This window comes from Sphingomonas sp. Leaf62 (assembly GCF_001421915.1).
In the GTDB taxonomy this organism is placed as follows: Bacteria; Pseudomonadota; Alphaproteobacteria; order Sphingomonadales; family Sphingomonadaceae; genus Sphingomonas.
This window is the reverse complement of sequence record NZ_LMLN01000028.1, coordinates 314,480-339,355: the sequence shown is the minus strand read 5'-3', so window position 1 is coordinate 339,355 and position 24,876 is coordinate 314,480. Positions and strand designations below refer to the sequence as shown.

At 63.3% G+C, this 24,876-nt stretch carries 25 protein-coding genes, 1 tRNA gene and 1 pseudogene; 12 read left to right on the top strand and 15 right to left on the bottom strand.

The annotated features are described in order from the left end of the window. Nucleotides 1-42 precede the first annotated feature (42 nt). From ASE91_RS13050 to ASE91_RS13040, 3 genes are all read right to left on the bottom strand, one after another. Nucleotides 43-534: a DUF192 domain-containing protein gene (locus ASE91_RS13050; protein WP_235530476.1), complete on the bottom strand. Its 492-nt coding sequence runs from the start codon at nucleotides 532-534 to the stop codon at nucleotides 43-45. Between the two features lie 4 nt (nucleotides 535-538). After that, entirely contained in the window at nucleotides 539-1,060 is a 522-nt protein-coding gene (locus ASE91_RS13045; RefSeq protein ID WP_056627196.1) for a cold-shock protein, read from the bottom strand. A gap of 130 nt (nucleotides 1,061-1,190) precedes the next feature. Continuing rightward, nucleotides 1,191-1,721: a regulatory protein RecX gene (locus ASE91_RS13040; RefSeq protein WP_156357831.1), complete on the bottom strand. Its 531-nt coding sequence runs from the start codon at nucleotides 1,719-1,721 to the stop codon at nucleotides 1,191-1,193. A gap of 126 nt (nucleotides 1,722-1,847) precedes the next feature. On the opposite strand from ASE91_RS13040, the gene ASE91_RS13035 reads away from it, so the two are divergent. Further along, complete coding sequence (locus ASE91_RS13035) at nucleotides 1,848-3,602, top strand: fatty acyl-AMP ligase (protein WP_056626797.1); 1,755 nt, start codon at nucleotides 1,848-1,850, stop codon at nucleotides 3,600-3,602. Between the two features lie 103 nt (nucleotides 3,603-3,705). Further along, nucleotides 3,706-3,781 (top strand) — tRNA-Trp (locus tag ASE91_RS13030). Between the two features lie 241 nt (nucleotides 3,782-4,022). Here ASE91_RS13030 and ASE91_RS13025 read toward each other — a convergent pair. Beyond that, complete coding sequence (locus ASE91_RS13025; protein ID WP_056626796.1) at nucleotides 4,023-5,207, bottom strand: ThiF family adenylyltransferase; 1,185 nt, start codon at nucleotides 5,205-5,207, stop codon at nucleotides 4,023-4,025. Beyond that, entirely contained in the window at nucleotides 5,182-5,541 is a 360-nt protein-coding gene (locus ASE91_RS13020; protein ID WP_056626791.1) for a multiubiquitin domain-containing protein, read from the bottom strand. Before ASE91_RS13020 ends, ASE91_RS13025 begins: the two co-directional genes overlap by 26 nt. A 44-nt stretch (nucleotides 5,542-5,585) precedes the next feature. Here ASE91_RS13020 and ASE91_RS13015 point away from each other — a divergent pair, with 44 nt between their 5' ends. Next, the gene (locus ASE91_RS13015; RefSeq protein ID WP_056626790.1) at nucleotides 5,586-6,731 is read left to right on the top strand and encodes a hypothetical protein; all 1,146 of its coding nucleotides are present in this window, start codon (nucleotides 5,586-5,588) and stop codon (nucleotides 6,729-6,731) included. 21 nt (nucleotides 6,732-6,752) lie between these two features. Further along, complete coding sequence (locus ASE91_RS13010) at nucleotides 6,753-7,064, top strand: hypothetical protein (RefSeq protein ID WP_056626783.1); 312 nt, start codon at nucleotides 6,753-6,755, stop codon at nucleotides 7,062-7,064. Nucleotides 7,065-7,123: 59 nt separating this feature from the next. On the opposite strand, the gene ASE91_RS13005 is transcribed toward ASE91_RS13010, so the two are convergent. The 7 genes and pseudogenes from ASE91_RS13005 to ASE91_RS12970 form a co-directional block, all read right to left on the bottom strand. After that, nucleotides 7,124-7,576, bottom strand: a complete 453-nt coding sequence (locus ASE91_RS13005) for a hypothetical protein (RefSeq protein ID WP_056626781.1) — start codon at nucleotides 7,574-7,576, stop codon at nucleotides 7,124-7,126. Next, on the bottom strand, nucleotides 7,573-7,995 hold the full coding sequence (locus tag ASE91_RS13000) for a hypothetical protein (RefSeq protein ID WP_056626779.1): 423 nt from the start codon (nucleotides 7,993-7,995) through the stop codon (nucleotides 7,573-7,575). Before ASE91_RS13000 ends, ASE91_RS13005 begins: the two co-directional genes overlap by 4 nt. A 547-nt stretch (nucleotides 7,996-8,542) precedes the next feature. Continuing rightward, nucleotides 8,543-9,330, bottom strand: a pseudogene (locus tag ASE91_RS18950) (IS5 family transposase). A 209-nt stretch (nucleotides 9,331-9,539) separates the two neighbouring features. Continuing rightward, nucleotides 9,540-12,416 (bottom strand): patatin-like phospholipase family protein, encoded by a 2,877-nt coding sequence (locus tag ASE91_RS12985; protein ID WP_082454014.1) that lies wholly within the window; start codon nucleotides 12,414-12,416, stop codon nucleotides 9,540-9,542. Further along, nucleotides 12,413-13,633, bottom strand: a complete 1,221-nt coding sequence (locus tag ASE91_RS12980) for a hypothetical protein (RefSeq protein ID WP_056626772.1) — start codon at nucleotides 13,631-13,633, stop codon at nucleotides 12,413-12,415. The genes ASE91_RS12985 and ASE91_RS12980 overlap by 4 nt, the downstream gene beginning before the upstream one ends. 34 nt (nucleotides 13,634-13,667) lie before the next feature. Then, on the bottom strand, nucleotides 13,668-15,275 hold the full coding sequence (locus tag ASE91_RS12975) for a hypothetical protein (protein ID WP_056626771.1): 1,608 nt from the start codon (nucleotides 15,273-15,275) through the stop codon (nucleotides 13,668-13,670). Beyond that, nucleotides 15,275-16,369 carry a hypothetical protein gene (locus ASE91_RS12970; protein WP_235530475.1) on the bottom strand — a complete coding sequence of 365 codons (1,095 nt, stop codon included), beginning with the start codon at nucleotides 16,367-16,369 and terminating at the stop codon, nucleotides 15,275-15,277. The genes ASE91_RS12975 and ASE91_RS12970 overlap by 1 nt, the downstream gene beginning before the upstream one ends. A 756-nt stretch (nucleotides 16,370-17,125) precedes the next feature. Here ASE91_RS12970 and ASE91_RS12965 point away from each other — a divergent pair. The 6 genes from ASE91_RS12965 to ASE91_RS12940 all read left to right on the top strand — a co-directional run bounded on the left by ASE91_RS12965 (nucleotide 17,126) and on the right by ASE91_RS12940 (nucleotide 21,074). Continuing rightward, entirely contained in the window at nucleotides 17,126-17,503 is a 378-nt protein-coding gene (locus ASE91_RS12965) for a YqaA family protein (protein ID WP_056626764.1), read from the top strand. 91 nt (nucleotides 17,504-17,594) lie between these two features. Beyond that, nucleotides 17,595-18,257 (top strand): outer membrane beta-barrel protein, encoded by a 663-nt coding sequence (locus ASE91_RS12960; RefSeq protein ID WP_056626762.1) that lies wholly within the window; start codon nucleotides 17,595-17,597, stop codon nucleotides 18,255-18,257. Nucleotides 18,258-18,591: 334 nt separating this feature from the next. Continuing rightward, complete coding sequence (gene secE / locus ASE91_RS12955; RefSeq protein ID WP_055995225.1) at nucleotides 18,592-18,789, top strand: preprotein translocase subunit SecE; 198 nt, start codon at nucleotides 18,592-18,594, stop codon at nucleotides 18,787-18,789. A gap of 44 nt (nucleotides 18,790-18,833) precedes the next feature. Further along, nucleotides 18,834-19,373: a transcription termination/antitermination protein NusG gene (gene nusG, locus ASE91_RS12950; RefSeq protein WP_055995227.1), complete on the top strand. Its 540-nt coding sequence runs from the start codon at nucleotides 18,834-18,836 to the stop codon at nucleotides 19,371-19,373. A 378-nt stretch (nucleotides 19,374-19,751) separates the two neighbouring features. Further along, entirely contained in the window at nucleotides 19,752-20,321 is a 570-nt protein-coding gene (locus ASE91_RS20685) for a DUF4145 domain-containing protein (protein ID WP_235530474.1), read from the top strand. Nucleotides 20,322-20,354: 33 nt separating this feature from the next. Then, a complete protein-coding gene (locus ASE91_RS12940) occupies nucleotides 20,355-21,074 on the top strand; it encodes a hypothetical protein (protein WP_156357829.1) in 720 nt (239 codons plus the stop codon). A gap of 224 nt (nucleotides 21,075-21,298) precedes the next feature. Here ASE91_RS12940 and ASE91_RS12935 read toward each other — a convergent pair whose 3' ends face one another. After that, nucleotides 21,299-21,790 (bottom strand): hypothetical protein, encoded by a 492-nt coding sequence (locus ASE91_RS12935; RefSeq protein ID WP_056626755.1) that lies wholly within the window; start codon nucleotides 21,788-21,790, stop codon nucleotides 21,299-21,301. Nucleotides 21,791-21,997: 207 nt separating this feature from the next. Next, entirely contained in the window at nucleotides 21,998-22,837 is an 840-nt protein-coding gene (locus tag ASE91_RS12930; protein ID WP_056626753.1) for a hypothetical protein, read from the bottom strand. Between the two features lie 156 nt (nucleotides 22,838-22,993). On the opposite strand from ASE91_RS12930, the gene rplK reads away from it, so the two are divergent. Together rplK and rplA are read left to right on the top strand one after the other, a co-directional pair. Further along, nucleotides 22,994-23,431, top strand: a complete 438-nt coding sequence (gene rplK / locus ASE91_RS12925) for a 50S ribosomal protein L11 (RefSeq protein ID WP_055995235.1) — start codon at nucleotides 22,994-22,996, stop codon at nucleotides 23,429-23,431. 4 nt (nucleotides 23,432-23,435) lie between these two features. After that, complete coding sequence (gene rplA / locus ASE91_RS12920) at nucleotides 23,436-24,134, top strand: 50S ribosomal protein L1 (protein WP_055995239.1); 699 nt, start codon at nucleotides 23,436-23,438, stop codon at nucleotides 24,132-24,134. A gap of 227 nt (nucleotides 24,135-24,361) precedes the next feature. On the opposite strand, the gene ASE91_RS12915 is transcribed toward rplA, so the two are convergent. Further along, nucleotides 24,362-24,856: a nucleoside deaminase gene (locus tag ASE91_RS12915; protein ID WP_056626751.1), complete on the bottom strand. Its 495-nt coding sequence runs from the start codon at nucleotides 24,854-24,856 to the stop codon at nucleotides 24,362-24,364. Nucleotides 24,857-24,876 lie beyond the last annotated feature (20 nt).

Here is a 24,876-nt window from a genome sequence, read left to right as displayed (position 1 = left end):
CGACCGCTTAGCGCCTGCCCACGCCCGCGACAATGGGGCGGATCATTTCCACGTCACCTTGTCGCCGGCCGCGATTCCCAGTTCGGCGGCACGTCCGCCGGCGATTTCCAGCACCGCCGCGATCGGCTCGCCCGATTCGACCTTCGCGCGCGACAGCGGCACGGCATTTTCGCCGATCGTCGCGATGGTCCCGTCGGCGCGAATGAAGATGATGTCGAGCGCGTTCGGCGTATTTTCCATCCAGAAGCTCGCCGCCCTGGGCGGTCCGCCATCGGGGGGATAGGGCGCGAACAACATGCCGGCATCGGGTGCCAGCCGCGGGCGATACATCAACCCTTGCTGTTGCTGCGCCTCGTTCGCGGCGACTTCCGATTTGAAGATATGTGCCTTGCCATCGGCGGTGGTGACGGTCACCGGCCGGACGGCCATGCCGTGTTCCGAAACCGGATCGTTGCCGGCAGTTTCCCCCTTGCAGCCGTTCAGTGCCGCCAGCAACGCCACCGCCGCCAGTGCCGAAAATCGCAATCCCGTCACGCTGTCACTCGCCCGTTTCGACCGCAACGGCCATCGGCCCTTTTTGCCCCTCGACGATGCGGGCGACAAGCCGCTGTTCGGGCTCGACCTCCTCAATACCGCCCCGGCGCAGCGTTTCCATATGGACGAACACGTCGCCGGCCTTGCTGTCGCGGACCAGAAACCCATAGCCTTTCAGGCGATTGAACCATTTCACCGTCACCGGCTCGAACGGTCCAGCCTGTTCGGCCATCGCCGTCCGGTCGGGGCGGTCGACGGTGCGACGCATCGGCTCGACCGCCAGCGACAGGTCGATGTCGAGGATCTCGACCGCCTGCATCCCCCGGCTGCGCCGCGCGGCATTGCAGGTGACGATCGCCCCTTCGGGCAGGGTGCGGCGACCATGCGGCTCCAGCACCGAAAAATGGATCAGCACATCGCCGAGACTGGTGTCGTCGGCTACCGCGAAACCGAAGCCGCGGGTAACGTCGAACCATTTGACGATACCGCGCACCGACACGACGTCATCGTCCCGACTGTTGGACATTGCCGCAGCGACGGCCGGCTGGACCGCGCAATCATCGACAATCGTTCGCGCTTCCAGACGCATGATTGCTTACTCCCCCTGCCGCCCTTTGTACCACGATGTTTCATGAACGCGACGGTTTCTTTGCGCTTTACCGATCATGAACAGCGTCCTCCCCGTCGCCCGGTGCCATCGCGGCGATCCGTCTTGCCAGCGCAGGCGAATGGCCGGCGCGAACCATGGCACCGATCTGCTTTTCGCGACGGTCGCGCTCGACCGGTTCGGTGGCGAAGGGACCGATCCGCTTGCGTCTGGCAAAGGCCATGGCCGACGCTTCCGCGCCATCGTCCAGCGTGTCGACGACCGCCTCGCTATCGTCGGTCCCGACCCCGGCGTGGCGAAGCGCGTCGCGCACCCGCCGCGCGCCCAGCCCGCGCCGGGTCATCGATGCCGCGTGCGCCTCTGCGAAAGCCCGATCATCGACATAGCGCAGTTCCGCCATCCGGTCGGCCAGCGACTCAATATCGATCGGCCCCTCCCCACCCCGTTCGCGCAGTTTGCGTGTCAGATAGGCGGCCAGCTTTGCCCGGGTCGTGGCAAAGCGTTCGACATAGCGCAACGCCATCCGCTCCAGCGCGGGCTGGTCGATGGGCGGAAGGGGGCGGCGGGGGTCACGCGGCATGCGCCATGTTTGTGCCACACTACGCCGCGATTTTGAAATCAACTGTGCCGTGCGGCTCTTTGCCGCTATGGCGACACGCTTCGAACGCCGCGAACGCGTGCGAACGGTGCCGAGAGTTGGACAAGAATGACGACAAAACTTGAAGGAAGTGTTGCAATCGCGCTGGAAGCGACCCCGACCGGCGACACATTGCCGCGCCGGCTCGCAGATTTCGCGACGCTGGGCGAGGCGATGGATTACGCCGCGCAGGGCACGCGCGGGCTGAACTTCTACGACGCGCGCGGCACGCTGAAACACCCCTACCCGTTCCGCGACATGCGCAAAGACGCGTTGCAACAGGCCTATCGCCTGATCGCGAAGGGCGTGCAGCCCAACGACCGTATCGCGCTGGTCGCCGAAACCGGTGCCGAGTTCGCCGCCTTGTTCTTCGGGGTGGTCTATGCCGGCGCATGGCCGGTGCCGCTGCCGCTGCCCACCTCGTTCGGCGGGCGCGAGGCCTATGTCGAACAATTGCGCGTCCAGTTGGACAGCTGCGATCCCAAGACCTTGTTCTACCCCGCCGAACTCGAAGCGATGGCTGGCGAGGCCGCGCGCATCGCCGGGGTCGAAGGCATTGATTGGGAAAGCTTCTCGGCGATCGATGCCCCGGTCGTCGATCTGCCGACGGCGTCGACCGACGACATCTGCTATCTGCAATATTCCAGCGGCTCGACGCGCTTTCCGCACGGGACCGAAATTACCCATGCCGCGCTGCTCAACAACCTTGCCGCGCACAGCCACGGCATGCAGCTGGCCGCGGAGGATCGCTGCATCTCGTGGCTGCCCTGGTATCACGACATGGGGCTGGTCGGCTGTTTCCTGTCGGTCGTCGCCAATCAGGTATCGACCGACTATCTGAAGACCGAGGATTTCGCGCGGCGTCCGCTCGCATGGCTCGACCTGATCAGCCGCAATCAGGGCAATTCGATCAGCTATTCTCCGACCTTCGGCTACGACATCTGCGCGCGGCGCATGTCGAGCCAGACCAAGGCGGCGGACCGGTTCGACCTGTCGCGCTGGCGGCTGGCGGGCAATGGCGCGGACATGATCCGTCCCGATGTGATGCAATCATTCGTCGACGCGTTCGCTGATGCCGGGTTCAAGGCGTCGGCTTTCCTGCCGTCCTACGGCCTCGCCGAAGCGACGCTGGCAGTGGCGATCATGCCGCCGGGCGAAGGGATCATCGTCGAACTGGTCGAAGAGACCGAGCTTTCGGGCCATGCCGGCCGCGCCGACCGGCCGCAACGCTACCGCGCGATCGTGAATTGTGGGAAACCCGTCCGCGACATGGCGGTCGAGATCCGCGAAGAGGACGGATCGCCGCTTCCCGAGCGCGCGATCGGCAAGGTCTGGTGCAAGGGGCCGTCGCTGATGAGCGGCTATTTCCGCGATCCCGAAGCGACCGCCGCATGCATGGTCGGCGGCTGGCTCGACACCGGTGACATGGGCTATCTGTCTGACGGATATGTCTATATCGTCGGCCGGGCGAAGGACATGATCATCGTCAACGGCAAAAACCACTGGCCGCAGGACATCGAATGGGCGGTGGAACAACTTCCCGGTTTCAAGGCCGGCGACATCGCCGCCTTCGCCATCACCACCCCCGGCGGCGAGGAAACGCCCGCGGTCCTCGTCCAGTGCCGCGCATCGGACGAGGGGGAGCGCCAGCGGCTGCGTGAGGAAATTCGCGAGCGCGTCCGGTCGGTTACCGGCATGAACTGCGTCATCGAACTGGTCCCGCCGCGCACCCTGCCCCGCACGTCGTCGGGCAAGCTGAGCCGCGCCAAGGCGCGCAAGCTGTATCTGGAAGGCGAGATCAAGCCCTACGCGATCGCCGCCTGATCATCCGGGGAGGCATTTTTCGCTTTCCTACAGCCCCCCGCTCCCCTAACCACAAATCGGCCTTGCCCTTCCGGTTCCACCGGGATAGAGGCCGCGTCCGCACACGAGTGTAGCTCAGCTGGTAGAGCATCGGTCTCCAAAACCGAGGGCCGGGGGTTCGAATCCCTCCACTCGTGCCAGCGCACTGTCGTTGAAGGATATGACTGCGCAATTGAACGTTAGGAAGCAATTGGGCTTCTGACGTTTTCGCCCAGCGCCGACTGACCGGACTACCATGACCGACGGTAGTGGAACGGCGTTCGCTGAAAGTGCGGAGCGCTCTTCGCGTCATAATTTCTGCTTGTCGTTGTACTATCGGTCGAAGGACTGAGTTACAGCACGGCGCCTAGCCAGCATGAAGCGCGTAGCACAACAGGCACCCTACGCGCGGTCATCATTGATCATGTGGTTGCCGTCGACGGCATATGTCGAGAAGTGTTCAGCCTCGGTGTCGGCATAGAAGCCACAGATTCGTTTCCACCTGACGACGGCCAGCGCGGCGTTAAGTGCGTTCAGTTCTGCGATTTGGACATTGATGGCATAAGGGTCGACGCGATCGTCGGCGGCCATCGGTATCCTCGACTTCTCCCAAACATGGTCCCGCATGGCCGGCGTGCTGGTCGTCACTCGAAGAACGCCCGTAAGGCCAGCTTCCCCTGCCTGCAGCCCCATGCCGACGTCGATGAAGCTGGTCCCCTGATCCTCCAGCCGCTCGATGAGCGACCGCTTGATCGTCGGATCGTCAAGGCACAGAAAGACGAAGTCCAGACCGTCCGTTAGCGGCATTGTCGCCGTAGACATCTTGACCCGGTGGGGCACGGTGCCCCGATGTAGGGCGGAATAGATTCGATCGAAGTGATTTACCTTCGAACGCCGTTCCGCCAGAGCGGAGAGCGGCGCGGCACCGGGCGCGCGGAATGCATTGTGCTGCAGGAACAGGTCGTCGTCGAACAGATGGATGCGTGCCACCGGCGTCTTGCTCAAGAAGTCGAGCACGTATCCGCCAGTGCCGCCGAGTCCCACGATGCCGATAGCTTGGCCGGTAAGGCGATCCGACAGGCGGCCGGTGCCGTTTCGCGCGGTGGCGGTATCGGCATAGTGGAACGGCGATTCGGTCGCGGCGGCGGCGACGATCGTGCCGGTACGAGCAGTCGCCGAAGGGTCGAGAGCAGCGGCATGGCTCGCAATCTGGTGCACGAAGGTGACCATCTTCTCATGATAGTCGGTAAACTCGCGACCAAGGGGCTTGCTGCAGAGCCAATGGTCAACGACCAGTCCCCGGCCCAGGTCGCGCCGCTGTTGGGCATGCACCATGTTGACCAGCGGACGTCCCTCGCGGTCGCACGGCAGCGCCCCGGCGAACCACGCCTGATGGTCGCGCGGGCGCACGGTCCGGTCGCCGGCCAAGTCGAGGGTCGACACCAGCCGTCCCCGCCTGAGCTGCCGGTGACGATCGACATAGGGGACGTCGCGCAAGACCAGGAACCCGTCGACGATGGCGAGGTCGTAGCCGTCGTCGACAAGGCGTTGGATGTCCGGACTACGATTTGGTCGTTGCGCTGACATTGAAGACCTCCCCCCGGCGCGCAGTGATCCCCTCCTGCGAGAGCAGCGAACCCTCCGACTTCTCGGGCGGGCCGCGGCGGTAAGTGACGGTCAATGCCCTGCTGGATGCGGTCGCCAGATCGGTGCCTGGAAACGCAAGGCCGACAAGATCCTCGAAGGTTACGTCGGGTTGTTTCAGCAGGACCGTCCTCCCGTTGATCACGGCAGGGACCGGCGCGCTTTCGGGCATCGACGACGCGTCCCGGGTCTCGATCTGCGGGGGCCAGGGCGTAGTGAGGTCGACCACCGATCCCAGGCGCAGCGGTGTATCGCCGCCGTTCAGATGCAGTGCCAAGTCGTCTCCTATGCCGCCGATCGCGCGGATCTCGGTTTCGGTGATTGCCGCGTCTCACCGGCGCGTGCGACGTGCTGCTCGACTGGCCGGTTCCGCTGAAGGCGATCGAGATCGCCGCTCGAGCGCTGCCCTCGCGGGATCGGGCCAGGTTCGTCGCATTCGTCAAGACGATGCGCAGCGAAGATCTGGCAAGGGCCCTGCCGCCCACCGTCTTGGACGCCATCGTCGTCGCGCTGTCACCGCTCCAGCCGTGTCCTGCCCAAGGTTCCGAGCCGACGTCGGTCGCCTCGTGCCAGCGAAGCAAGGTTCCACCGGACAGCATCCTCGCAGTTCGCCCAGCTGCCGAAGCGGCCGGTACCCGGCGCGCCACTCTGACGACCGCCTGGAACGACGGTCTGGTCGCTAGGCTGCAACGCGGTCACGGCCCTCGGCTGGTACCTGCGTTCTTCCTCCACGAAGCCATGGCGATCGGCGATGCCATGCGCGAGCGGCTTTCCGCATCCGCCGTTGCGCACCGCCTGGGCCTGCCGTTGTACGCCGTCGAACAGATGCTGTGTCTCGGCGTGCTCACCGCTTCCGGCCTTCGGCTGTCGACCGACTGGGATCGCCACTTCCTGATCGAGACCGACGTTCCGGACTTCACCGACCGGATCGAGGCGGCGGTCACACGGAACCTGTCCGATCCCATCCGGCTGGTCGATGCTTTTCGATCAATTCCAGGCCGCAAGCCTTGGGGGCCGGCGATCGAGGCGATGCTCGCCGATGTACCCTTCGTGATCGCCGACGACGATGGTCCGATGTTCCAGCGCGTGTCCATCGAACGTGCCGACATGCTCCGGATCTGCCGGTCGCGATTCGACCATGCCGCGTGGCCGGATCGCCTTTCCAGCGAGATGATCCTGGAGGACGCGCTGGAGATTCTGAATCTCACTTGGAAGCCCACCGCCGTCGTCTTCTCGAAACCTGTCACTGGCAAGATGCCGAAGCGCATCGCCGTTGACGACGTGCTCGACCTCGCGGCGCTCTACGTCTCCACGGGGGAGCTGATGTGTAGAACCTCCCGATCATCTTCCGCGATCGTCAAATTTCTCGAAGACGCAGCCCTCACTCAACCCTTTACGGGCTGCTGGTTCCGAATGCAGGCGGAACAGGCACTTGGTTTCGCTGGCGCAATGTTCAGCTGCGTCTAAACTTGTAAAAGGAAAACACAAATGAAGACCAAGGAGACGAGCAAGGCGATCGACGACTTCTGCGCGGCGATTAACGAAAGTCTAGGTATGGGTCTGGGAGCTCGGTTCGAGACGTTAAGAGACTTGGCCCTTCCGGAAGGATTCCATAGCGTCGTTGTGCGCCATCCGGGCAACGGCGCGTTCGTGGGGTGTTGGTCTGCAACCGTGGGATCGAGCACCATGCTGGCATCGCGTCTGTCCGGTTGGCTGTCGCGACGAGGGCGCTCGACCGTCCGGTCCGCGGCGTTTCACGAGCCCGCGGACGGAATCCTCAACCTTGTCCTCTGCAGCTAACCGTCCCATCGACACCTGCCCTGACGTCCAAGTCACAGCGTCAGGGCTGGTGCCGACCTCTATGCAAGAAGCCCCTTCGCCCTCATGACACCGGCTTGCTGCTTGCGCCGTATGTATTGCCCAGCCGGATTATCATCAGTCGATACCCATCCCCACTCGACCCCACCGATTTCCTCGCAGAGGCCCATAGCGTATCTCTGGTACGCGACGAGATCGGCATTCCGGCCCGCTTCGTTGTGCTTGAGCCGATCTGGATTCTCCATCTGCTCGGTGACGACTTTGGCGTCGCCGGCGAGCTTTATGTCACCCAGACCGCAGCCTATGGAGACATTGAGCCTGAGGCCTGCCGCGTATTCCAGCGCCGATAGCGCGGCGATCCACTCGGCATGACCGCTGCTGGTTCCTTGCAATTTCTCGCATGTAAGCTCGGAATAGTCCTGGCAAACTATCGCCGTATAGATCTCGCCGGTTTCCTTGCGGTAGAAGGCGTCGAAGTAGATCGTGGTCGTCACCGGCTGCTCTCCTCGTTAATTGCGGCGGTATCCGCCGTCGCCAGTTGCCGCTTCTTCATCTCATATGCGGCCAGGCTATAGCTGCGGGCATGATAGACGAACCACCCGGTTGACCCGACCGTCCACGCCACGGTCAAGCCGAGCAGCACAGGGTTCGCCTCGCCCACGATCCGCCCGATATTAGCGAAGGTCTGGGCCGCCTTGGGACCATGAGTAATGGCAGTCACTAGCGTCTTGCCGACCCGGCCAGTCTTCCATGCCGCACCTGCGGCCTTGGCCATCTTGCCTGCATCCGCCGTGGTGGCCGCGGCTCCCGCCAACGACTTCGCGGCGGTGACGATCGTAGACGCACCCTTCTGAACGTCATCGGCGATCGACGGGCGCAGAACCCGCCGCTCGCCTTCTGTCAGGCCATACATGTCGGCGATCTCCAGGATCGTCTTATCCAGACTTTCACTGCCGATGGTGAGCGCCTTCGCTGCGGTCTTGCCGCTGCGCTTCGCGATCAGCCAGGATGCCTCCCGCCGGATCTTCTAGTTCCTCGATGGTCATCGGTGTGGAACTAGCGGGTTGAGATAGCAAAGCAACCATGCGATTCTTCAACAGGTCACGATCGTCGGCCCAATCCTATGAAAAGCACTGATTCCGTCTATGCTCCGCTTCAGGGGAATCGCGACGGGGGCAAGGTTTTGAGGAATGACAAGGGTGATCGCGGGACAGCCGCTTTTGAAACTCGAAGACGACAGCCTGGACTATGGCGACTTCTTATTCCCGGGGGTGATCTGCGACCGCTTGGGGCGAGCTGACCCGCATTGTTTTCGGTTATGCTTTCGAACGCGAAGCTAGGCTTAAAAGAGAGGGCATAAAGCTCGCCCACTACACCACGGCCGATACCGCACTCGAAATCCTGGACGGTCGGAAGCTGTGGATGCGCAACGCCACGGTGATGAACGATCACTCAGAAATTCAACACGGTCTAGGGTCAGGACTCGTTGATGACAGCCAGAAGATGACGGTGGCAGCGAGAGCAACGGCGGAAAAGAAGGCGGTGGGGCAGCGATCATAGCGTGTCGCAACGCGACGCCAGTCCTTGAGGCGGCCGAACATGATCTCGATGCGGCTACGGCGCCGCTAACGGCGCTTGTCGTATCTGACCGGCTCGTTGCGCGATCGCCGGCCCGGGATGCATGGTTGGATGCCCTTGGCCTGGAGAGCGTCCCTGAACCAATCGGCGTCGTAGCCGCGGTCGCCGAGCAGCCACTGCGCTTTTGGCAGGTCGTCCAGCAGCGCTGCCGCGCCGGTGTAGTCGCTAACCTGCCCGGCGGTCATGAAGAAGCTCAAGGGGCGGCCGTTTGCATCGGCGACGGCATGGAGCTTGGTGTTCATGCCGCCTTTGGTGCGTCCGATCAGGCGGCCGAGATCCCCTTTTTAACCCGCAGGCTCGATGCCGTACGGTGCGCCTTCAGATATGTCGCGTCTATCATGACGGTCTTCGGCTCTGAATCGCCCGAAGCCAGCCCCTCCATCATGCGCGTGAACACGCCTCGCTCGCCCCAGCGCTTCCATCGATTGTACAGCGTCTTGTGAGGACCATAGGCGCTGGGCGCATCTCGCCAGCGCAGCCCATTGCGGTTGACGAAGACGATGCCGCTCAGCGCCCGGCGGTCATCCACCCGAGGCCTGCCGTGGCTCTTGGGAAAGAACGGCCGCAGCCGCTCAATCTGCTCGTCCGTCAGCCAAAACAGGTCGCTCATTTCGGTCTCCTTGCGGAGCCTGAATCAGATCGCGCCGCTCACATCGATGGGTCCTGACCCTAGCTACCGCTCCGCGCCTTTCAAAAATTAGGGTTAGGGCTCATTTGATTTGCGCGTCCCGGTCTCGGACCACCACCGGTCCGTGGCCGGCGGCGACGGCGGTGGAGCAAACCGGTTGGCATCCACGCCGCGCCTTCGCGAGTTCCCGCTCAACCGCGCTTTCGCGGCCAGAGCGACTTCATGCGCGACCAGCATACGGTCGGTTGTGTTGGGAGGGGAGCCGCCCGCTCCACCTTAGCGATCCTCGGCTGCGGAACCCATTCCTTATCGACCCAGGTGGCCCGTTCCGTATCGACCGCGACAAGCGAGGCCGGTGCCCAGCACTGCCCCTTGGCCGGCGGCGCAAAGACGAGATCGGCGATCATCATCCCCAACCGGTAATAGCTTTCCCATTGCGCCTCGTCGAAAAACTGGTCGCGGGTCGTCTGCTGCGGGAAAGTCGCATCGATGCGGTTGTAATCGAGCAGGTCGGCCAGTTCGAGACCGCCCAGCCGCGGTTTGATGAGGATCATCGTGCCTATATAAGCCGGCTTGCCGGGACGATCCGGGACGGTGATCCGCGCCAGTGCGGCATAGGGACCGCGGCTGCTGCTGCCCGCGTGGAACCGGACCAGATCGCTTAATTCACCGAACACCGACCGTACGGGCGTGCCAACGCCCAGCAACTTATCCAGTTCCGCGCGCGGCAGGAACTCAAGCTCCGCGTCGAAGTCAATCCGCAGCTTACGCGTTAGGTTCATGATGTCGCCAAAGTCATAATCCGGGTCGGCCGCATTGTCGCACGCGACGATCAGCGGCACCCGGCGGCGGACGAGTTCGTACACCCCCGTATTTTCGAAATGGCCGCCATCGGTAAGGTACCAGCGATGATGGAAAATGCCGCCGAAGCGCGCGAGAAACTCGCGCACGAGATAGCGTTGCGTCCATTGCGACGGTCGCCGCGCAGCATTTTGCGGGAATGGCTCCCACCAATAGCCGAGGCGAAGGTTGGCCAGTCCGGCGAGCAGCGAGAAACCCATCGACGTGTATGAACCCAGCGCCGTGGAGAAGGCGGCCCCCGAAATCGCCACCCAGGTCGACAGTGGCAGATCGGAACCGGTACGACGCGGCGGCGATGCGGCAGCGACGCCCTGCGCGGCGGGATCGGTTTCGAAACCTATTCTGACCCGTTTCTCGCCGATCGTCGGGACGAGATAGCCCGCCGGCGACAACGTCATCGGTCGTCCCTTGCGGTCACGTTGCACCAGCGGCGACCCCTTGCCATGCGTTTCAGCGATGGTCACGTTTATCAGGTGCAGCGGCGCGCCGCTTCCCATGGCGTAATAATCGGGCGGCGCGATATCGTCGCCCGGATCGTCCCGATTGCTCGGTTTTTGGGAGGATACGCGGTGCGGGTTGCTGGCGCCAAGATAGGCTCGACGCAACCGCCCGGCATAGAAGCCGCTGAACGAGGAGATGTTCAGGAAGCCGAACGACAGGCCGATGCAGGTCGCGACCGCGACGGCGATGCTCGCAGTGATGGCGAGCGATCCGAGGGGAGTGATCGGGAATATCGCCGGGCCTACGAAGCCGATCGGTTCACCGCGCCACGCGATATAATCGGCGGCAATCGCCCACAGCGTTACGATCGCCAACACCAGCAGCAGCCCCACAAGGGTAGCGATCCATCGGCCAAAGCGCCGCAGCAGGACCGGCACCGAGCCAAGCCGTTGCACCGTGGCAAGGATGCGTTGCAACACCGGTGTCGCGGCGGCGATGGCTGCGCTGATCGATAGCGGCAAACCTAGCGAGGAACTGGTGGGTTGCCGCAGATACTCGTAAGCCGATTGTCCGAACGTATCGACCAGTGCCAGCAATCCGGCGATCGACGCAGTCATCACAACCTTTGTCGCCCAGCCGGTGAGGCGGTTGCGTACGCGGTCCTCCTGCTCCCTGAGCGCTGAGGTGGCGTTGGCATAGCCGCTGCCCATGCGAAGGTAATCGACCCATTCGGCGGCGAGGTAAGACAACAACCCTCCGGACCCGAGAACGGCAATGCCCAGCCATACTCCCGGAGATTCGCTGTGCGCGGCGAGCCAGTAGCACAACGCGACGATCCCGACTGTTCCCAGTCCCGCGCCACCGAGAATCCGCAATACGCGCAGCTCCTGAATGTTTTCGAGGCGTGCGAGCCAGTATCCCCAGCTCAGCGCGATCGCGACACACAGGCACAACACGACGATCGGCCAGAGTGAACTGAGGATGAGAGTCTCCGTCGGATACCCTTGCAACCATTCGACGGGCCATAGCCATGCGGGCCATCCGTCCGCGGCAATCCACGCCTGAAACGGGTCCAGCACCTTCCATTCGACCAGCGCCGCCTGTGCGGTCTTGCCGCACAAGAACAACGTCAGCAGCGACATCCCGATCACCATTTGCACCGCGACCCAATTGCGGAATGCCATGATTGCCAGCCGCAGCGCGTCGCCTCCGCCGCCGGGCAGGAGATAACGCCCGCTCTCGCGCAGATGGCGGATGGCCTGGGCACCGAATGCCGTTCCCAGCGGGTCTGCGTCATCGACCGGCGACGTCCACACCACAGGCCCGCTTCCCCTTTTTGCGGGGGGTGTGAACAGGCTGACGTAAAAGGCACCGATGTAGCTGCCCCCCGACACGGTCGAAAGATAGTCAAATCGTTGGATAAGCTTCAGGCGGCTAAGACCCCGTAAGATGCCAAGAGAGAAAGTGGCCGAGCGGATTCCGCCACCCGACAGGGCTAGTCCGATCCGGGTGTCCTTCGCCTGGTTGCCAGCCGATGGAACGTTGCTTGCGGGTGGAGCAGCGCCGGATAGTGAAGCGCCACCAGCAGGGGGGCCGTCAACAATGGGCGGACCCTGATATGGAGTTCTCCGGCGCGCCGCGACGTATTTGCGCTCAACGTCTTCGATCGCAGAATTGTCCGAATCGTCTTCGACCCCCGCGGTCGGTTCACTGCCAGGAGTAGGCCCGACAAGGTCTTCCGCACCCCAATAGCCCAGCCGCGTCATCGCAACACCTCGATTTCCAGCGCGTCCACGCTCACGACATTGACGCTTCCCGTTGTACCGCGTCGGGCCCGGACCGACGCCTCGATCGACAGCCGGTCGTCAGCACGAACGGCAACCGCCGGCACGAACAGCGACAGCCGCTGCGCGACCGCCGAACCACTGCTGGCACGAATGACCTTGTGCGCCGTGAGGCCGTTGACGGTGAGTTCGACATGACCATCGGCAAGCTTCTGCTTCCTGACGGACCAGATCAGGGTGACACGCGTCTTCCGATCGCCCAGCGCGGCCTTGGCGCGTAACGGCAGGTAGAACCGCATGTCGCTGCGCGCTTCGGTCGACGACGCATCCGTCGTCGGCTCCGCGTCGAACGCATTGATGGGGATTATCGCAGCCTGAACCCGCGCCCGCCACTTGCCACGAAACGCCGACGTTGCGGGGCCGAGGTCGTAGGTCAGAGCGACCGGCGGCAAGGTCGCCGTTGCGGATGGGGTTGCAACCGGGGATCGCGCAGGAACGGGGGGCAGCGCAGGCTTCACCTTCGGCGGGGCTGTACGCGATACCCGGGCGGCCGGCGGCGGGACAGCGCGCGCGACGCGACGGGACACGGGCTTCGCCGCGACTGTTCCTGTCCTCCTCGGTGCCGGGGGCGAAGATTCCTTGCAGTCCTTCGGCACCGCCTTCGAGCGGTGGATGGCGAGGGTGACGTCCTCGACCTCGGCGGCGACCACGCACCAGTCGAAACATTCGGCCTGCAGCAGCAGGTCGATGGACAGGATGCCGTCGGCGCCGATCCGCTCGCCCGGAACCCTGACGATGAGGATGCCGTCGCCATAGGGATCGGTCGCGACGGCGATGCCGGATACGCCGTTCACGTCGGCGATCAACCGGGCATTGCCATAGGTCTGCCGGGCCAGCCGATAGGGAATCCGGGCAACGGTATCGCCGATCGCGCTGGGGCATTTGATCTCGACCGACGTTCTTGCCCGGGTCGACGCCCGGCGCTGCTGGAGCAACTCGCGCGGGTCGATGCGAAGGCCGGAACCGGACAGGCGCACGCTGACCGTGTCGGCGGAAACGGGCGTCGGCGCCTTCTCTTCGTGCACGACCCGCAGGCGGTCGTCATCCTCCGCAGTCGCCGCCCACGCAACCGGCGGCGCGGGCGCACCGACGACCGGCCCGGCAAGGAGTGCGGTGAGCATCGGGACCGGTGCGAACATCCATCTTCTCCTGGCCTGCGTGCGTATCCGCCGGTTACGGGGTTTTCGGCGGGGCCGACGACGCGGCGATGCCGTCCTGCATCGCCGCGACCACCGCCAGATGATCGCCCAGCGCGGCGCGCAGCGATTCGATCGCCTCGGCCGGCAATTCGGCCTTGCGACGCTGCAACCGGTCGAGTGCGTCCTGTGCCGTCTTGGCCTTGGTTTCCGCTTCCGCCACGTCCAGCGTGGCGGCGTTCAGCGCGGTGCGGCTCTCCTCCGTGTCAGACGCATCCACCGCCGCCTGTCGGGCCTGTCGCACCTGCTGTTTCTCCGCCACTGCCTTCATCTCCGCACCGAGCGCGGCCGTCTGGGTGGCGATCTCGGTGTCGAGCCCCGCCCCGCGCGTTGCAAAGCGTTCGCGGATCGCCGCGATCCGGGCAACGGCGCGATCGTGCAGTCCGCCGACGTCCAGCCCGGCAACGTTGGCGCCGCCGCCGGGCACCTGTCCGGTCGCCAATTGATTGGCGAGTGCTGCCATGCGGCTGGCCTGCGCCACGCCCTCGACGGTACCCCCGGTCGCGGCATTCGACGCGAGCTTCGCGACCGCCTTCAACGCCGCGTCGGTCGCCTTGCGATAAGCGCCGAGCAGCTTTTGCGGATCGTTGCTGAACGATTTGAGGTTCCAGTTGCCCAGATCGTCCTTGATGAACGCCATCGACACATCGCCCTGGCCCGATGCATAGACCTCGTTGACCTTCTCCCAGTAGAAATCGGATGTCAGTCGTTCGGCCATCCGCACCCGGTCCTCGACCGGCATCACCCGCCCGCTCGGGTCGCCCGCGTCGAGCCAGTCGAACAATTGCACGAAATCGGTCGGTCGCGCGCTGCGGAGATAATCGCCGATCGGCAGGTTGCGCGCCTGCTCGTCATCGCCGAGCTGCTTCTGCAGCACCCCGATCCGTCCCTGGATCTGGTTGCCATATTCCGACGCGATATAGCCGAAACGGGCTAGCGCCATCCGCACCTGCTGGTCCTTGGAAATATAGGCCACCTGGCTGTTTGCCTGCCGAAACGCGGCGGTGCGCATCATCGACGCCAGATTCTCGACCGCGATGACGATCGTGCTGCCTTGGCATTGCAGCAGGTTGACGGATTGGCCGTCCTTGGGCTGGCAATTGGCCAGCGCATCGTCGAGCAACCGGCGATAGGTGCCGAGATGGTCCCAATATTGCTGGTGCTGCCTGCACGTCCCCAGCGGCAGATAGACGGCGGGGCCGACCGTCTTGCTGAGCGTCGGTGTCTCGAAAATATAGCAGGCACCGCCGATCACGTCCCCGCTGCTGTCGAACACGCTTTTCAGCATCGCGCAGTCGCGCGGATCGAGCCCCGCCAGGCCGTCCGACCCCGGCCGCGTGCATTGCTGCTCCTCGACATTGCCGAACTGGCGTTTGATGCTGGCGCGCCAGTCCACGGTGGCGCGGACCAGATCAGCCATCACCGCCACCATCTGTCCGACCTGCGCTTCGGACGATACCGACAGCGGCCCCTTGTAGACCTCGACCTCGACGCGCATCGATCCCGCGCCGTGCAGCGAGACCGGTTCGTAACGGGTGCAGCCGGCGCACAGCAGCACGGCGATCAGGGTGAGAAGTGTACGCATCAGCGGGGCGCCGTTCCAAAGGTTTCGATCGTCGTCGCGAACAGTTCGTCCAGCTTCGGCACGGCATCGCCACCGGCGGCGATCCGACCGGCCGCGGCGTCCAGCGTCCGCTGCGTCTCGACAATGCGTAGCGTTTCGCGCGCCAGCGGCAGCAACTGTTCGGCGGGATTGGCCCGTCCGTTGACGATCCTGCCCGAATATTCGGTCAGGGTTTCGGTGAGGGGCTTCGCACTGGTGTACATCGCCATCACCAGCCGCTGCTTCTGGTCGAACGGCCGCATCCCTTCAGGGCCCATTACCTGGAATCCCTTGGTCAGGATGGTGTTGGCCGGACATAGCGGCGGTGTGGCGGCACCGTCGGCTTGCGCCGACAGCGCCTGTTTCCGAGCCGCCTCGTTGATGGCGGCCCGCGCCTCCTCGACGGCAGCCTTGGCAATCGCTTCGGCCGTGGCGGCGGCAGGCGGCGTGGTCGGTCGACCCTCGGTCGCGGCGAGGCCGGCGAGCAGCTTGTCGATACGGTCGAACCTGTCCGTCAGGGCATCGCCCAGCGGCGCGCGCAGCTTGCCGGTATAGTCCTGCAGCACATCAGCCATCGCCGTCTTCAATTCGGCCTGGGCGATGTCGCGTTCCTTTTCGGGGAGTTTTGCGGACTGTTCGAGCAATTTGCCGAGCGCCTCGAACCGCCCGAGCGCCGCATCGGCAGCGGAGCGCGCCGCCGTGGCAAGGGCGGCGGCACGGCGGTCGGCAGCGATTTGGTCGGCCTGCGACTTGGCATCGGAACGGCTGCGGACGACATAACGGTTGACGTCGCCATTATAGACGACGTCGGCACCGAAGGGGTCGATATCCTTCTCGTTGAGCACTCCGGATTCGAACTTGATATTGCTGCCCAGCGCCGATGCCTTGCCCGTCATGCGATACCGGTAGAGCGTGTCGGTCTGTGGAATGATGCTGCGATAACGCGGAGCGCCGCTCCCGCTGCCGACAGCAGTATCTGCCGACCAACAAAAGTCGAACACGCGAAAGTAATAGGTCGTGCGGAAGCGGACATTGGTGTCGACATATTTGGGGTCGGTGCCGCGTGTCACATGCATGTGGTTCGGCACCGAGCATGCCGTCAACGCCAGCAACGACGCCAGAGCGGGGAGTAACGCCGAGCGCGGGCCGTACACCTTCACAACCATAGCCGTCCTTCCGATTGCCGACGAACGGCCGCTTCATTCTTAAAATATAAGCGACGTACTGCGATCAGAGCCTGACGGTAATCACAAGTAACGCGGGGGAATATAACCTACTCAGAGTATCGATTTTTCCCGTAGTTCAGACGACAATCTTGCGTTGACGATTGGATCGGTGATGCCGTGGCAATCCATATTGTTGGACAGGGCCAGTCGTCCGGAACCAGCGCCCTTGACGGAGCCGGTCCCTGCGCAGCCCTGCCGCTCGCAACATCGTCAAACGCACCGAACGAGCCGCCCGGACCATATGAAATGGTGGAAGGGATATGCGCTGATCAGCCGTTGACTGCTCCTGCACCGGAAGAGCTTTCTTTGGTTGCACCGGTCAAACGGTTCTAAATCGCCCGTTCGAGCAGTTTGTAAGGTTGCGCTGTCCTTATGTTCTATGCTTTAGGCCCGCTGCAATCAGTGGGTTAGTCGCATACATTGCTCTTTGCGACGACACGCACCCCGCGCCGACCCCTATATGGATGCCGACGATGTTCCGTGCGCTGTACGACTGGACGCTCCGCCTTGCCAACCATCGGCACGCGGTGCGTAGCCTCGCCGTCGTAAGCTNCCCGCGCCTATCAGATCGCGGCGATTTGCACGATTGCGTCGGTATTGGGCGGTATGGTCGGGTATGCGATCGGCTATTTCCTGTGGGATACGGTCGGGGCGTGGGTCATCAACCTGTACGGGTTGCAGGACAAGGCCGCGAAATTTCAGGCGGGGTTTGCGCAGTACGGCGCGGCGATCATCCTGCTGAAGGGGCTGACCCCGATCCCGTTCAAGCTGGTGACGATCGCCTCGGGGCTCGCCAAGTTCAATTTCGGCCTGTTCGTGCTGACGGCCGCGATCACCCGCGCCTTCCGCTTTTTCCTGATCGCGTTCCTGCTGAAGAAATATGGCCAGCCGGTGCAGACGTTCATCGAGAAGCGGCTGACGCTGATCGGGACGTTGCTGGTCGTGGCGCTGATCGGCGGGTTCGCAGCGGTCAGTCTGCTCTGAACCGGACCAAAGTACCGGCGACAAGGCCGCACGTATCCGCTAACGGCCCCGCCGTCCGACGCGACAACCGCGTGGACCAAAGGGGGTTTTCATGAAGTTTCAGGCAGGGGCCATCGTGGCCGCAACCATCGCGTTCGCACAACCCGCCGCCGCGCAGGACGCGCCGCAGCCCTATCCCGAAATGAAGGAGCGGGTCGCGCGCGATCCACTGCAGGGGCTGCGCGTCGAGGCGCTGGTCGGGTACGACCGGCTGGAGGGAAATTATTACGACGACGATACGAAATATTACGATGGCTATGACGGCATCGGTTTCGGCGGCGAGATCGGCTATGACGTCGCGGTCAGCGCGAAGGTGCTGCTCGGCGCCTATGCCGGGATCGGCAAGTCGACGCAGAAGCAGTGCGACGAAATCTTTGGCGATGACGAACTGTGCCAGAAGGCCGGCGTCGCCAAATATGCCGGTGTCCGCGTCGGCTTCCCGATCGGGGCGCGGTCGGTCGCCTATCTGCGGGGCGGCTATTCGCACGCCAAGCTGAAGCTCGATTACGATGCCGTGGGCACCTCGGACGACTTTTCGACCGACGAAAGCTATAGCGGCTATCATATCGGCGCGGGTGCCGAATATGGCATTGGTGGCCGCGCCTATCTGAAGGGCGACGTGGCCGTCACCCAATATTCGACCAACAAGACGCTGTATGACGGCGTCAATTTCGAACGCGTGCAGGCGACGGCCGGCATCGGCTTCCGCTTTTAAAAGGCAGTTCGGAACCGCGCGGTTGCGCGGTTTGCGGTGCCGGCCCGCTCCCCTACCCGGCCAGCTATTGCGCGCGCCGCGTGGGTGGTCGGGCGAAGCGGCGGGCCGGCACCGCCTTCAAAAATCGCCCTTCGCGCGGTTCCAAACCAATCGTGCGTGGGCACGGGCGGCGGGTGTGCCGCCCCGTTGCCCCGCGCGCTTGCTTCCTCCGCCCTAGATCGCTAGATACCATGCCCAATCCGACAGCGTGGATGGGCAGCGCCGGTTTCCTGACAGGAACCGGACGGGGCCTTGTGTCCCGCCGTCGGTCAAACCGATAACGAAGGTCAGGCACGTGGCGAAGGTTACCCCAGTCGAATTCATGCGGCAGGTCCGGGCCGAAACCGCCAAGGTGACGTGGCCGACGCGCCGCGAAACCGTGATGACCGCGGTGATGGTCGTCATCATGACGACGTTGCTGGCGATCTTCTTCCTCGGCGTGGATTCGGCGTTCGACGCGATCGTCAAGGGCCTGCTGAAGCTCGCACAGTAACCGATCGGTCTCCCGCACCCCTTCGAAAAGTTCAAAGGATACGCATGTCGCGCTGGTACATCATTCACGCCTATTCGGGTTTCGAGGGCAAGGTCCGCGATTCGATCCTGAGCGAGGCGACGCGCCTCGGCCTCGATCATGCGGTCGAAGCGATCGAGGTCCCGACCGAGAATGTGACCGAAGTCCGTCGCGGCAAGAAGGTGCAGTCCGAACGCAAGTTCATGCCGGGATACGTGCTGGCGAAGCTGGACCTGAGCGATCAGGTCTATCACCTCGTCAAGAACACGCCGAAGGTCACCGGCTTCCTGGGATCGTCGGGCAAGCCGCAGGCGATCAGCGAGGCGGAAGCCACGCGGATGCTGAACAGCAAGGAAGAGGCCGCCGCCTCGCCCACCAAGCAAAAGATCAAGGTCGATTTCGAGATCGGCGATTCGGTCAAGGTGCTGGACGGCCCGTTCGCGAGCTTCAACGGTCTGGTCGAGGAGCTGGACTTCGACAAGTCGAAGGTGAAGGTATCGGTGTCGATCTTCGGGCGCGCGACCCCGGTCGAACTGGATTTCGAGCAGGTGGAACGAAGCAAGTAAGGCGAAAGCCTGACTTGCTGTCCGCACACGAATAGCGAACGCTATTCGTGAGACGGCGGACACCGGCCGGCGGGTGCAACCCGACCGACGTCAGCGGCGTAGGGCGAAGGCCCTGCGCCGTTTTTGTTCCTGCGGAGATCCGCAAATACTCGTTTGGTTATTCTGGACAGCACCAATCCAGCCATGATCTAGCTACTGCGACACGTCATGCAGGGATGAAGAACCATGCGCGATGATGCAGGTCGCGCTAGGCGTGTCATAATCGTGGGACCGGGCAGGGAGGGGCTACGGGGGCAAACCGGCTCCCACTTGTCTGATCTGCCCTCTCGCATATCCTCAGCGGAAATAGGTCGTAGGCAGGTTGCATAGGGGTAGCGAGTGACAGGAAGCGGCAATGATCGGGCGAAGCATACGGCAGCCCGTGGCGTTAAGCAGCCGACCCGGCAGCAGCTTATGGCTGAGATACCCGATCCAGCCGACATGCCTGCATACTTGAAGATGCTGCATTTTGAAGCTGACGATCGTGGCTGCGCAATTATGGGCGGCGGATTGGTCGAACATTATCTTACTCAAGCTATCAAGTGCCGCCTAATTGATCCCGGAGCAAAGCTAGCCGGAGAGTGGTTTACCGGGCCTAGCGCGCCATTCGCCACTTTCTCTGCCAAGATACAGCTGGGCATGGCGATAGGTATCTACGGTCCATTGATGCATGGCCGTCTTAACGCGATCAAGGATATTAGGAATGTTTTCGCCCATCGGGCGCTACCGCTGACCTTTGACCACCCGACATTGTTAGAGCCTATCTTGAAAATAGCTCCGTTCCTCAAGGGATCGAAAGAGGATAACTACAAGCTGGTCTATGCTACTGGCTGTGTAGCTATGGGCGATGCCCTAATCAAAGATGCCGCCGCACATTCTGGCCGGGATATGGAGACGGCATATCCGTAGCCGACCTAAATAACGATCTAGTTGGAGGCGCAGATGGCGCAGGAATACACATTGCTCGGTCTTGTCGGCCTTGAGCCGGGTAGCTGGGCCGATTGGTTCTCAGGGTCCATGTCGGCGTTGGCCGTGGCCGTCGCCCTTTCAGCCTATCCTATCGCCAACCGGCAGAAGCAGAAAGCTGATAGGCAGCGTGACGCGGAGATTGGCCGGGGCATTGGATGGAAGGTTCTCACGCTTTTAAACCAGAATGCGGACATTGACCGGCATATCAAGGGCAGTCTTGCTATCCGTGAACCGATGTACCCGCCAAATATGAAGTTTCCGCTAGTCCGCCCTTTAGGTGTGCCTGATCGTAAACCGCAGGAGCTAAATCAAAGCGAAACTGATCTCTTGCTCAAGTCACAATCGGCTGAGCTTCTAATAGAGCTAGAACTATGCTTCGGCCGCTACTCATCAATTATCTTTGCAATGAATGAGTACAAGGCAAGGCATGAAGCTCTTTATGAGTTGATGCCTCAGCCTGTAGCCAATCAGGGAATGACTTTCACACATCGGATAAGGCCAGAAGAAGCGGCTAGAATCAAGCCATACACTCTCATGCTTGAAGCCCTTTTAGATAGTATGATTGCACTGCTAGCTGAAAACATGGCGAAGCTCCAAAGTTGCCTCAAACAATACAATTTAGATATGGCTAGGCATTTCGGGAAGCCGCTTATGTCTTTCGAGATTGATACAGAGGTAGCTCAGGGAGCGTAGCCGAATGGCTCGCCAGCCCCTTGCCTCGACTAGTACAAAAGCCTAATACAACCTTCCCGACGCTCTTTCAGAAAACCGCAGAAATCCGCCGCTTTTGGTGCCAATCGTAGAATCGTTTTCTGGGCACTTTTGAGAAGCCGGCCGCCGAGGGAAATCCGCTAATTTCTATCCTGCGAACGGACCCGGCCCTTGCGAGGGCGGCAAAAATGGCTCCTCAGCCCCATTCAAACCGGCGCACTATTCCCCACCCCCGGCTCCCGCGTCGCCAGCGCATGTAAATACCGCGCCCGCGCCTCGGTCCCCCATTTCAACTTCCGCAACTGCCGCTCCTGCGCCTTGTCCAGCACGACCTCGCGATAGCCGCGACCGATCAGGCATTCCTCGACCGCGCCGACCATCGTCTGCTGCACTTCCTCGACATTCCCGCGGATGCGGCGGTGATAGACCATGGCGTAGTCGATCATCGGATTGTTCGGACTGAGCGTCTGGTTTTCGAGGATGCGGTCCTGATCGCGGGTGGCGGCGACGACTTCCTTCGTCGATTTCCACCCACCAATATCGGCCTTCGCGCCCTGCACCGCGCATTCGCGGGCGTCGCGGCGATAGGCGTCGAAGGACACGCCGGGCTTGCCCCAGGTGGTGGTCGGTGGGCGTGTGGCGGCGATGGCCGGGCCGGTGGTGGCGATCAGGGTCAGGATCAGGAACGCGCTTCGCATCGTCTTGCTGCCTCTTCTTGTACCTCTCCGGGATGGAAATTGCGCCGGATTGGGGAAGACAGCAAGGGGGCGATGGGTGCGTTTCGGGGGTTTCGGGCGGGCGTTGCGCTCGATCGCCGGGTGACGCCGGCCTGTGCTGGAGTGACGATGGCGGGAGGTGCCGCCGGGTCCGGGCCGGGGCGATACTGGCGGGCGGGGGCGGTTGCGTCAGCTGCCCGCCTTCCCCTTCACCCGCAACGCCTGTTCGAGCAGCAAGTCCCAGCCGCCCGGTTCCCATTGGGTGCGCCGGCCACCCTTGCGCCATTCCTCCTGCGCATATTCGACCATCCGCGCTTCCTCCTCTTCCAGCATCGCCCGGACGCCATTGGCCAGCGTGCGGCGTTCGATCCATGCGGCGTTGCTCTCGCCACGTTTGGGGAGGGCCTGCGGGTCGGCGAGTTCGCGTTCGCGGCGCGCTTTTTGGCCGATCATCTGCATCGCCTGCGCTACCGTCATCGGCGGGATGGCGGGCGGATCGTTGTGCCGCCAGTGATCGTGGGCGTTGCTTTCGGGCAGGCTGCTTTCGAGCAATGCCGCCTCCAGCCGCTCGGCCCCGATGGCGAGCGCGATGCGCAGTTCGCGGGCGAAGCCGGGATGGCGGCGGGCGCGGGCGTAGAAGCTGCTGTGCGCGAAGCCGGCGGCCTGCGCGGACAGGCGGATATTGGCGGTGGCGCTGACCGCGGCGAGGAAGCGTTGTTCGGCGTCGCGATCGATCTGGCGACGCTTGCCGGACGTGCGCAGTTGCAGGCGGCCGCGCGTGCGGACGACGTGCGCCTCGCCGGGCGGGGCTTGCGGGTCGGACAGCGCGGCGGCGGCGAGGACCAGCGCCGCCTCCCACCGCTGGGCGAAGTCGGGGTCGGCGTTCCTCCGCTTGGTCAGCATCGAGCGGTTGAGGTCGAGCGTGCGTGCCGCCTCCCGCGCATTGCCGGTGCGGGCCAGTTCGGTCAGGAAGGCGGCGTTTTGCAGCGCCTGCTTGCGGGTATAGGGACGTGGTTTCGGCTGGGGCATGGTCCCGAACGGATCAGACGGAATCCTACATTGCAAGCGCGCGGTGTTTCGGCTAAGCGCGCCGCTTCCCAAACGACAGTTTTGGAAACCATGGCGGGAGGCCGGTCCGGCAGGATCGACCGCACGTACCGCTAAACTTGAAAGAGAGTGAGACTCATGGCCAAAAAGATTACCGGCTATATCAAGCTGCAGGTGCCGGCAGGCGAAGCCAAGCCGTCGCCGCCGATCGGCCCCGCACTGGGTCAGCGCGGCGTGAACATCATGGAATTCTGCAAGACGTTCAACGCGCAGACTTCCAGCGGCGATATCGCCAAGGGCACGCCGCTGCCGACGATCATCACCGTCTATGCCGACCGTTCGTTCAGCTTCGAGACGAAGACGCCGCCGGCGACCTATCTCATCAAGCAGGCGATCAACCTGAAGTCGGGTTCGAAGGAACCGGGCAAGTCGGTTGCCGGCAAGATCAAGCGTTCGCAGCTGAGCGAGATCGCGACGATCAAGATGAAGGATCTGAACGCCAACGACATCGACGCGGCGACGAAGATCATCGAAGGTTCGGCCCGCGCGATGGGCCTCGAAGTGGTGGAGGGTTAAGACTGTGGCCAAGCTGACCAAGAAGGCGAAGACCCTCGCCACCGCCGTCGACGCGCTGAAGCTGCACGGCATCGATGAAGCGATCGCGCTGGCGAAGACCCACGCGACCGCCAAGTTCGACGAGACGATCGAAGTCGCGCTGAACCTCGGCGTCGATCCGCGTCACGCCGACCAGATGGTGCGCGGCGTCGTGACCCTGCCCAAGGGCACCGGCAAGACCGTGCGCGTCGGCGTGTTCGCACGCGGTGCGAAGGCGGACGAAGCCACCGCGGCGGGTGCCGATGTCGTCGGTGCCGAAGACCTGATGGACGCCATCCAGGGCGGCAAGATCGACTTCGATCGCTGCATCGCGACCCCGGACATGATGGGTCTGGTCGGTCGTCTCGGCAAGATCCTGGGTCCGAAGGGCCTGATGCCGAACCCGAAGCTCGGCACCGTCACCATGAACGTCGCGGCTGCGGTCGAAGCGGCCAAGGGCGGCCAGGTCGAATATCGCGTCGAAAAGGCCGGTATCATCCATTCGGGCATCGGCAAGGCGTCGTTCTCGGCGGCCGATCTGCGCGAAAACTTCGACGCACTGGTCGATGCGGTGGTCAAGGCCAAGCCGACGGGCGCCAAGGGCAAGTATGTCCGCAAGGTTGCGGTTTCGTCGTCGATGGGCCCGGGGATCAAGGTCGACACTACGGAAGTAGCCGGAGCGTAAGCTCCGGGCCGCACCGCTTTAGCGCAAGCTAAAACGGAGACGGCTGGCGACCGGCCGGCGGGGGCGTAGCACCCGACCGACGACGCGGGATTTAGTCCCGCGTCGGCCGACATGCAGAATTGGGGTCGGAGGCTTCGCGCTTCCGGCTCCTTTTTCTATGCCCCTCTCCCTTCCCATCCGGCTGCGCCGGACGGGCCCCTTCCCTCTCCCCTGAAGGGGAGAGGGAGTCAGAGGTTGCCCTGTTCTTCCTCCGGCACGTCGTCGTCCGGGCCGTAATAGAGCTTCGCACATTCCGCGCGCAGGCAGCCGCCCTCGATGACGATGTCGTCGCGATAAGCGTCGCCGATGAACGCCAGCGTATCGATGTGCCGATCCTCGAAATACATGGCGTGCACATCGTCGCGGCCGGCGCCGTAGACGACGCGGCCGACCTTCGACCAGATCGAGGCCATGGTGCACATGCCGCAGGGTTGCAGCGTCGAATAGAGCGTCGCGCCGCGCAGCTCCATATCGCCCTCGCTTTCGCAGGCGCGGCGGATCGCCATCATTTCGGCATGGGCGGTTGCGTCGGGGAGTTCCTGCGTCTGGTTCGGCTGCGCCGACAACACGCGGCCGTCGCGAACGATGATCGAGCCGAGGGGGGAGCAGGACGGGTCGTCGCCCTTGGTCCGGGCGATGGCGATCGCCTCGCGCATCCAGTGTTCGTCTTGCGCGGTGAGCATCGGCAATTCCTTTCGCGCGG